The following is an 8,273-nucleotide window of genomic DNA, read 5'->3' on the forward strand; positions in this document are numbered from 1 at the left end:
AGACTTGCTATCCATGACCCCCCAAAAACTTGCCGCCCCCGTCTCTTTTTCGCCCCAAGGGCTGGGCCGTCAGGCCCGCCCGGCGGCCTTGTCCGCCTCATAGCGCGCCTTGTTCTCGGCATTGGAGGGGTAAAGGCCCGGCAGCGCCTGGCCGGCATCCACCTGCACCATGATCCAGGCTTCCAGCCGCTCCTGCTCCACGCATTCATCGGCGATGGCATCGGCCATATCGGCGGGGATCAGCACCGCGCCATCAGCATCGGCCACGATGATGTCACCGGGGAAGACGGCCACGCCGCCGCAGCCAATGGGCTGCTCCCAGGCCACGAAGGTCAGCGATGCCACCGAGGGGGGCGCTGCGCCACCGGCGCACCAGACCGGCAGGCCGGTGCCGTTCACGCCGGCCACATCGCGCACCGCGCCATCGGTGATCAGGGCGGTGACCCCCTTCTTGGCCAGGCGGGCGCAGAGGATGTCACCAAAAATGCCGGCATCACTCACGCCCATGGCATCGGCCACCGCAATACAGCCCTCCGGCATGGCCTCAATGGCCGCACGGGTGGAGATGGGGGAGGCCCAGGAGGCCGGGGTGGCCAGATCCTCACGCGCGGGCACAAAGCGCAGGGTGAAGGCGGGGCCGACCAGGCGCACGCCCTGCGCTGCCGGGGTGAAGGGGGCGGCGCCGCGCATCCACACATTGCGCAGCCCTTTCTTGAGCAGCACCGTCGTCAGCGTGGCGGTGGTGATTTTTTCCAGCTTGGCTTTTGTCTCGGGGGTCATGGTGTTTCTTTCAGTTGGGCAATGGCCTCGGCCGCCAGAAGCCCTGGCGGGAGGGTGATGTCGAGGATGATGGCGGCCTCTTCGGCGCTGGGCGGTTCCAGCGTGGCGAATTGGCTGGCCATCAGGCTGGGCGGCATGAAGTGGTTTTGCCGCGCGGCCTGCCGCTGGGCAATCAGCCCAGGGTCACCGGCGAGGTAGAGAATGCGCAAATCGGCCGCATGGCCGCGAAGCCGGTCACGATAGGCACGCTTGAGGGCCGAGCAGCCGATCACCCCACCGCCTGGCTGCGCGGCCAGCCATTGGCCCAGCGCATCCAGCCATGGCAGGCGGTCGTCATCGGTCAGCGCCTCGCCCCGGGCCATTTTTGTCACATTGGCGGGCGGGTGGAAGGCATCTGCATCGGCGAAGGGGATGGCCAGCGCCCCGGCCAACTGCGCCCCCAGGGTGGATTTGCCGCTGCCCGAGACGCCCATCAGGAGAATGCGTCGGCTCATTTCGGTTCGAGATGGCCGCCAAAGCCATGGCGCATTGCGGAAAGCGCCTTATCGGCAAAGCTCGCCTCCTGCCGGCTGCGGAAACGGGCAAAAAGGGCCGCGGCCAGCACCGGGGTGGGGATGGCGTTTTCCACCGCCGTATCCACCGTCCAGCGCCCCTCGCCGCTGTCACTCACGCGGCCCGAGTAATTGGCCAGATCCGGCTGCTGGGCGAGGGCAGCGGCGGTGAGGTCGAGCAACCAGGAACTGACCACGCTGCCGCGCCGCCAATTTTCCGTCACCTCGGCCACATCGATGGCAAGCGGGCCGTTTTTCAACAGGTCCAGCCCCTCAGCCATGGCCTGCATCATGCCGTATTCGATGCCGTTATGGACCATTTTGGTGTAGTGCCCCGCCCCCGAAGCGCCGCAATGCAACCAGCCCTGATGCGCGGTGGTGTCACTATTGCGCTGCGGATTGGCAGGGGCCGCTGCCTCGCCAGGCGCCAGCGCCGCGAAGATCGGCGCCAGCCGCGCCACCGCGCCCGCATCGCCGCCGATCATCAGGCAATAGCCGCGCGCCAGGCCCCAAACGCCGCCAGAGGTGCCGACATCGAGGTAATGCACCCCCTTGGCGGCGAATATTTTGGCGCGGGCAGCAGAGTCTTTCCAGAAGGAATTGCCACCTTCGATCACCACATCCTCCGCATCGAGCATGGGAAGCAGGCTATCCAGCGCGCCCTGGGTGGCAGCGCCGGCGGGAAGCATAACCCAGATGGCACGCGGCCGGGCGAGGGCGGAGACCACACTGGCCAAATCGGCCGCGGGGGTCGCACCCTCGGCTGCCAGCGCCGCCACCGCCGCCGCATCCATGTCAAAGACCGGGCATTGATGGCCAGCGCGCAGCAGCCGCCGCGCGATATTGCCGCCCATCCGGCCCAGGCCGATCACTGCCAGTTGCATCTGTCCCATCCCCAGGCTGAAGCCGGATTATCCCCCCCTGCGGCAGCATGTCCATCGCTGTCCATTCCCCCGCGCCGCTGGCACCGCTATATCCCCCCCATGAACTGGATCAGCGAATGGGCCCTGCCCAAGATCAAGACGCTTTTCGGTGCCGCGCGCGAGGTGCCGGAGAATCTGTGGCACCAATGCTCGGCATGCCAGCAGATGGTGTTTCACCGCGATCTCGAGCGCAATCTGCATGTCTGCACCCATTGCGGCCATCACGAGCGGGTGGGGGCGCGCACCCGCATCGACCTGACCTTGGATGAGGGTTGGCAGGGCATCGAATTGCCAAAGGCGCCGGCCGACCCCCTGCGCTTCCGCGACCAGCGGCGCTACAATGACCGCCTGCGCGATGCCCAGGCCAAATCCGGCATGGATGATGCGGTGGTGGTGGGCCATGGCACCATTGATGGCCAGCCCGCCGTGGCCGCGGCGTTCGAGTTCAGCTTCATGGGCGGCTCCATGGGCGCAGGCGTGGGTGAGGCGCTGGTTGCCGCCGCCCGCCTGGCCGTACTGCAGGATGCGCCGCTGATCGTCTTCACCGCCTCGGGCGGGGCGCGAATGCAGGAGGGCGCGGTCAGCCTGATGCAAATGCCGCGCACCGTCATCGCCACGCGCATGGTGAAAGAGGCGGGGCTGCCCTTCATCGTGGTGCTCTGTGACCCGACCACGGGCGGCGTGACCGCCAGCTTCGCCATGCTGGGCGATATCCAGATCGCCGAACCCGGCGCGATGATCGGTTTTGCCGGCGCGCGGGTGATCGAGAGCACAGTGCGCGAAAAACTGCCCGAGGGTTTTCAGCGTGCCGAGTATCTGCTCGCCCATGGCATTCTCGACATGGTGGTCAAGCGCAGCGAAATGCGCGCCACGCTGGCGCAGGTGATCAGCCTGCTGCGGGTGGCCGATATCCCACCACCCGCCACCCCTCAGGCCGCCCTGCCGGCCCCAGCGTGAAGGGCTCCGGCCGCAGCGAGGCCATTATCGATCGCCTGCACGCGCTGCACCCCAAGCTGATCGATCTCAGCCTGGGCCGGCTGGAGATCTTGCTGGCAAAGCTCGGCCACCCCGAGCGGGCGCTGCCGCCGGTCATCCATGTCGCCGGCACCAATGGCAAGGGCAGCACCTGCGCCTTCCTGCGCGCCATCGCCGAGGCGGCGGGGCAGCGGGTGCATGTCTATACCTCGCCGCATCTCGTGCGCTTCCATGAACGCATCCGCCTCGCCGGGGCGCTGGTGGAGGAGACCCTGCTGGCCGATGCGCTGGAGGAGGTGGAGCGGGTGAATGGCGCCGAGCCCATCACCGTCTTCGAGGTGACCACGGCGGTGGCGCTGCTGCTATTCTCCCGCGTGGAGGCGGATCTGCTGGTGCTGGAGGTGGGGCTTGGCGGGCGGTTTGACGCCACCAATGTGGTGGCGCGACCGGTGGCGACCGCAATCACCAGCATTTCCATGGATCACATGGATTTTCTGGGCGAGACCCTGGCAAAAATCGCCTTCGAGAAGGCGGGCATCATCAAGCCTGGTGTGCCCTGCGCCACCGGTTTTCAGGCACCGGAAGCACTGGCGGTGCTGCGCGATGTTGCCGCAGCGCAAGGCGCGCCACTTCTGGCCAGGGGCGAGGCCTGGGAGATGGATGGGGCAGGCTATAACGGCCTGGCCCTGCCGCCGCCTGGCCTGCCGGGCGTGCATCAGCGTGACAATGCCGGCATTGCCATCACCGCGCTGCGGGCCTGGGGGCCGGCATGGCTGAATGACGCGGCGATCCAGCGCGGCGTGGCCCGGGCGGAATGGCCGGCGCGCATTCAGCGCATGGATGGCGCGCTGGCCGCCCGCGTGGCGCCGCATGAGCTTTGGCTGGATGGTGGCCATAATCCTGGCGCCGGCGCGGCGCTGGCGGCGCATCTGCCCAGTTGGGCGGACAAGCCGCTGCATATTCTGGTGGGGATGAAATCGGGCAAGGGCGCGGCGGGGTTCATCGCACCCCTGCTCCCCTTCGCGACAAGCCTGCTGGCGGTGCGGGAACCGGGCCAACATCTGGCAATGGATCTGGCCGAGATCGTCGCGGCCAGTGGCGGTGTGGCGCGGGCAGGCGGCACGGTGGCCGAGGCCCTGGCCATGCTGCCGCATGCGCCACCGGGCCGTGTGCTGATCTGCGGCAGCCTCTATCTGGCCGGCGAGGTGCTGAAGGCCGAGGCCGCCTGACACCCGGCCCGCCCCGCTACGGCTGGGCCACCGGCCGCTGAAGCATCGATGAGATCGGCGCCAGCATCACCCCCCGCCCCTCCAGCCCGGCGGCCCAGCGGGTGATGCGCTCGATCAGGATCGGCGTGATATCGCTGCCCAGGCCCAGAGCCACGCCGCGCTCGCGCGCCATGCGCTCCAGGGCCGCCAGGTTGAGGTCGATCGTGCCGCGATCCGCCGGTTCGTCGATCACGATATCAATGGTGCGGCCCCAGGCCCGTTCCGGATGGGGCACCCCGGGGCGGGCATCGACATAAAGCAGGCCGCGCGCCCTGAGGCTGTCCTGCATGGCCCAAAAGGGCTCGCTCAGTGCTGCGAAGCGTTCCCCACGCAAGGGGCCCAGCGCCCCCAGCGCACCGACATAGCCTTGGAAGCGACCAAGGACCCAGAGCAGGCGATCGCGATTGGCCGCAGGGTCGAGCGTGGTCAGCAAGGCGCGATCACCCACATCATTCTGCGGGTGGCCGCGCGATTCCATCGGCAGCGCCACCAGCATCTCAAAGCCACGGCTGCGCGCCTGCGCCAACAGGGCGGGGAGGCGCTGCGAATAGGGGTTGATCGCCAGCACAACGGAGGGTGGCAATTGCTGCACCGCCTGCTCGGCAATGCCGGGGTTCAGGCCCACACCGCCCAGGATCATCGCGATGCGCGGCCGCTGGCTCGGGGGGTCCTCAGGCCTATGCGCATAAGCCCGCATCGAAGTCCGGCCATTGACGGCAATGCGCGGCACGGCGCCGTGCGGCCCCGCCTCCAATAGCTCGGCATCCGGGGCGGCCGTCACATGCCCCAAGGGCGGGGCGGCGGGCGGAACCGGCCCGAGATCCACAGCGCTCGCAGGCGAGGGGGCCATGCCCGGCGCCGTATCGGGTTCGGGCAGGAGCTTGGCGGTGACAGCAACCAAGGCCATCACCGCAGCCACAACCAGCCAAAACCAGCCCAGCCCCCGCCAGCCCCGCATGCGCTTCACCGCCACAGGCCCGGCTTTGCCGGCACTAGCGTTGGGCACGCCGCTGCAGATTGGTGCCCGGCGGCATCAGGCGCAGCAATGCCGCCGCCTGCTGCAGCTGGAAATCGGTCTCAGGCTTGGTGGGGTCGAAGGCGGGCGCGCCCTCGGCCGGCTCGCGCAGCACCTGCTCCAGGATATTGGCCGGCAGGTTGATGGGCGGCGGCGGCGTGATGGTGGCGGTATTGACCCCCCCCTCATTGCGCAGCGAGCGGCGCAGATCCGCCTCCCGCTCCCGCGCGGCCGGCGGGGTGGCTGCCTGCCGGATTGCCCGCACTTCGATATCGGGCTCGATGCCGGTATTCTGGATGGAGCGGCCTGAGGGCGTGTAGTAACGCGCCGTGGTCAGGCGAATGGCGCCATTCGGGCCGAGCGGCATCACCGTCTGCACCGAGCCCTTGCCGAAGCTGCGGGTGCCCATGACGATGGCCCGCCTATGGTCCTGCAACGCGCCGGCCACGATCTCGCTGGCCGAGGCGCTGCCGGAATTGATCAGCACCACGACAGGCAAGCCGCCCGCAATATCCCCAGCGCGGGCATTCCACCGCTGCGCATCCTCAGACCGCCGGGCGCGGGTGGAGACGATCTCACCCTGTTCGAGGAAGTCATCGCTCACCTGCACCGCCTGGTCGAGCAGGCCGCCGGGATTGTTGCGCATATCAAGGATAAAGCCGCGCAGATTGGTGCCCCCCTGGCTGCGCAGCGCCTGCACCCCTCGCCGCAGCGCCGCATAGGTCTGCTCATTGAAGGAGGACATGCGCAGATAGCCCACATCATTGCCCTCCATCCGGAAGCGCACGACCTGCGGGCGGATCACATCACGGGTGATGGAGACCTCCACCGGCCGCTCGCTGCCCTCACGCCGGATGGTCAGGCGGATGGTGCTGCCCCGCTCGCCGCGCATCTGCTCCACCGCTTCCTGCAATGTCAGGCCCTGGGTGGTCGTGCCATTGAGATGGGTGATGATGTCGCCCGGGCGCACGCCGGCGCGCGCTGCGGGGGTTTCATCAATGGGCGATATCACCTTAATATAGCCTGATTCTTGCGTAACCTCGATACCCAGGCCGCCGAATTCGCCGCGGGTTTGCACCTGCATGTCGCGGAAATTGCGCGGGTTCAGATAGGAGGAATGCGGGTCCAGCCCGGTGAGCATGCCATTGATCGCGTTCTCGACCAGGTCACGGTCGCCCACCGGCTCGACATATTCGGCCCGCACCCTTTCGAACACATCGCCAAACAGGTTCAGCAGGCGATACGTCTCGGCCCGCCCACCATCCTGTGCCCAGGCCGCGACCAGCGGCCCGGCGACGAGACCCGCCGCGAAAGCGCCGGCGATCAGCCCTGTCGTTCCAATTTTGGCCTTGATCGGCATGCGAGAGATTCCAGTTTTCAGAAATGACGACAGGTATTTGGGGTGTCGGGCGGAGGTTCAAACTACCACCCCGGCCGAATTTTGGAAGCACAACCGGCCACAAGTTACGTTTCCCGACAAACAGCGTCGTTTGCGGGGATAAAGCTGCTCGATACGCAAAAGCTTAGGGCCTGCGCAGTGATCGGCAGGGAAGGCAACAGGGTCTTACAGGCGGCTTAACAACGAATAGCGTGGGAAGACAAGATCGAGGGGCTTTCCCCCTCGAGTACCCCAGTAGGAAACTCAGTTTCCTACACTTTCGATTAATTATTGATAAAAATTATTCACATCTCCATGAAAATCATCGACATATATGTCGACCCTGGTGACAGAGCGCGAGAGGGGAAAGCTCTTTCGCTCTTTCCCCCCCGCCATGAAAATCCTTCAACAACTGGACAATTGATGAATGGCAGCGCCTGCAAAACCCCAGCGCGCAACCCCACATGCCGCCGATAAAACAAGGAATCCCCTGATGCTGCGTTTTTATTATAGCCTGGCGCCGAACCCGATGAAGGTCGCGCTGTATCTCGAAGAGGCTGGCCTCGCCTATGAGGCCGTGCCGGTCGATACCCGCAAGGGCGAGCAGCACAAGCCGGACTTCCTCGCCATCAATCCAAATGCCAAAGCGCCGGCCATCACCGATGACGGCGAGCCGGTCTTCGATTCCAACGCCATCCTGCTCTATCTGGCGGAAAAGACCGGCCAGTTCCTGCCAGCGCCGGAATTGCGCGGCGAGACCCTGTCTTGGATGTTCTTCATCTCCAGCGGCATCGGCCCCTATTCCGGCCAGGCGGTGCATTTCACCCATCACGCACCCGAGAAGATCGACTACGCCATCAACCGCTATGCCTTCGAGGCGAAGCGGCATTGGTCGATCCTCAATGACAGGCTCGAAGGCCGCGACTGGCTGGTGGGCGACAGCTATTCCATCGTCGACATGGCAGCCTGGGGCTGGGAGCGGGCCGCAGGCTTCGTCCTCGGCGCCGAGGCCCTTGATGCCCTGCCCAATGTCAAACGCCACTTCGCCGCCATCAATGCCCGCCCCGCGGCCGAACGGGCCAATGCCCTGAAGGACCGCCACGCCTTCAAGGCCGAGATGGATGATGAGGCGCGGCGCAATATGTTCCGCCACCTCGCCCCGTAGGCGGCACGCCGCCTTAGCAGGCTGCTGAAAAACCCTGATGGCGGCGGATAAGAGCGAAAGGGCTTTGCGCTCTCCCACCAGGAAACTCAGTTTCCTCCTGGGGTGCTCGAGGGGCAAAGCCCCTCGATCTTATCTTCGCTCGATGTTCGTTTTTCATCAGGCCGCTAGGAAAGCATGGCCGCTCAGGTCAGCGGCCAATCCAGGGAGCGATCATAATG

8 protein-coding genes are annotated in these 8,273 nt (G+C 66.3%); 3 read left to right on the forward strand and 5 right to left on the reverse strand.

The annotated features are described in order from the left end of the window. Positions 1 to 69 precede the first annotated feature (69 nt). Genes ABWP84_RS11830 through gnd form a run of 3 tightly spaced genes read right to left on the reverse strand, consistent with a single transcriptional unit; the run spans position 70 to position 2,215 of the window. Positions 70 to 780, reverse strand: a complete 711-nt coding sequence (locus ABWP84_RS11830; RefSeq protein ID WP_353212236.1) for a ribonuclease activity regulator RraA — start codon at positions 778 to 780, stop codon at positions 70 to 72. Further along, positions 777 to 1,274: a gluconokinase gene (locus tag ABWP84_RS11835; protein ID WP_353212237.1), complete on the reverse strand. Its 498-nt coding sequence runs from the start codon at positions 1,272 to 1,274 to the stop codon at positions 777 to 779. The genes ABWP84_RS11830 and ABWP84_RS11835 overlap by 4 nt, the downstream gene beginning before the upstream one ends. Further along, positions 1,271 to 2,215 (reverse strand): phosphogluconate dehydrogenase (NAD(+)-dependent, decarboxylating), encoded by a 945-nt coding sequence (gene gnd, locus ABWP84_RS11840; RefSeq protein ID WP_353212238.1) that lies wholly within the window; start codon positions 2,213 to 2,215, stop codon positions 1,271 to 1,273. The genes ABWP84_RS11835 and gnd overlap by 4 nt, the downstream gene beginning before the upstream one ends. Positions 2,216 to 2,314: 99 nt before the next feature. Between gnd and accD the strand changes: the two genes are divergently transcribed. Together accD and ABWP84_RS11850 are read left to right on the forward strand one after the other, a co-directional pair. Beyond that, positions 2,315 to 3,211, forward strand: coding sequence for an acetyl-CoA carboxylase, carboxyltransferase subunit beta (gene accD, locus ABWP84_RS11845; RefSeq protein WP_353212239.1), 897 nt, complete (start codon positions 2,315 to 2,317; stop codon positions 3,209 to 3,211). Next, a complete protein-coding gene (locus ABWP84_RS11850; RefSeq protein ID WP_353212240.1) occupies positions 3,208 to 4,458 on the forward strand; it encodes a folylpolyglutamate synthase/dihydrofolate synthase family protein in 1,251 nt (416 codons plus the stop codon). The genes accD and ABWP84_RS11850 overlap by 4 nt, the downstream gene beginning before the upstream one ends. A 16-nt stretch (positions 4,459 to 4,474) precedes the next feature. Here the strand turns inward: ABWP84_RS11850 and ABWP84_RS11855 are convergent, their stop codons facing one another. Together ABWP84_RS11855 and ABWP84_RS11860 are read right to left on the reverse strand one after the other, a co-directional pair. Further along, a complete protein-coding gene (locus ABWP84_RS11855; protein ID WP_353212241.1) occupies positions 4,475 to 5,503 on the reverse strand; it encodes a divergent polysaccharide deacetylase family protein in 1,029 nt (342 codons plus the stop codon). Continuing rightward, entirely contained in the window at positions 5,490 to 6,872 is a 1,383-nt protein-coding gene (locus ABWP84_RS11860) for a S41 family peptidase (RefSeq protein WP_353212242.1), read from the reverse strand. The genes ABWP84_RS11855 and ABWP84_RS11860 overlap by 14 nt, the downstream gene beginning before the upstream one ends. A 511-nt stretch (positions 6,873 to 7,383) precedes the next feature. Between ABWP84_RS11860 and ABWP84_RS11865 the strand changes: the two genes are divergently transcribed. After that, a complete protein-coding gene (locus ABWP84_RS11865) occupies positions 7,384 to 8,055 on the forward strand; it encodes a glutathione S-transferase N-terminal domain-containing protein (protein WP_353212243.1) in 672 nt (223 codons plus the stop codon). Positions 8,056 to 8,273: the final 218 nt, after the last annotated feature.

The organism is Rhodovarius sp., from assembly GCF_040399605.1.
Classification (GTDB): Bacteria; Pseudomonadota; Alphaproteobacteria; order Acetobacterales; family Acetobacteraceae; genus Rhodovarius; species Rhodovarius crocodyli_A.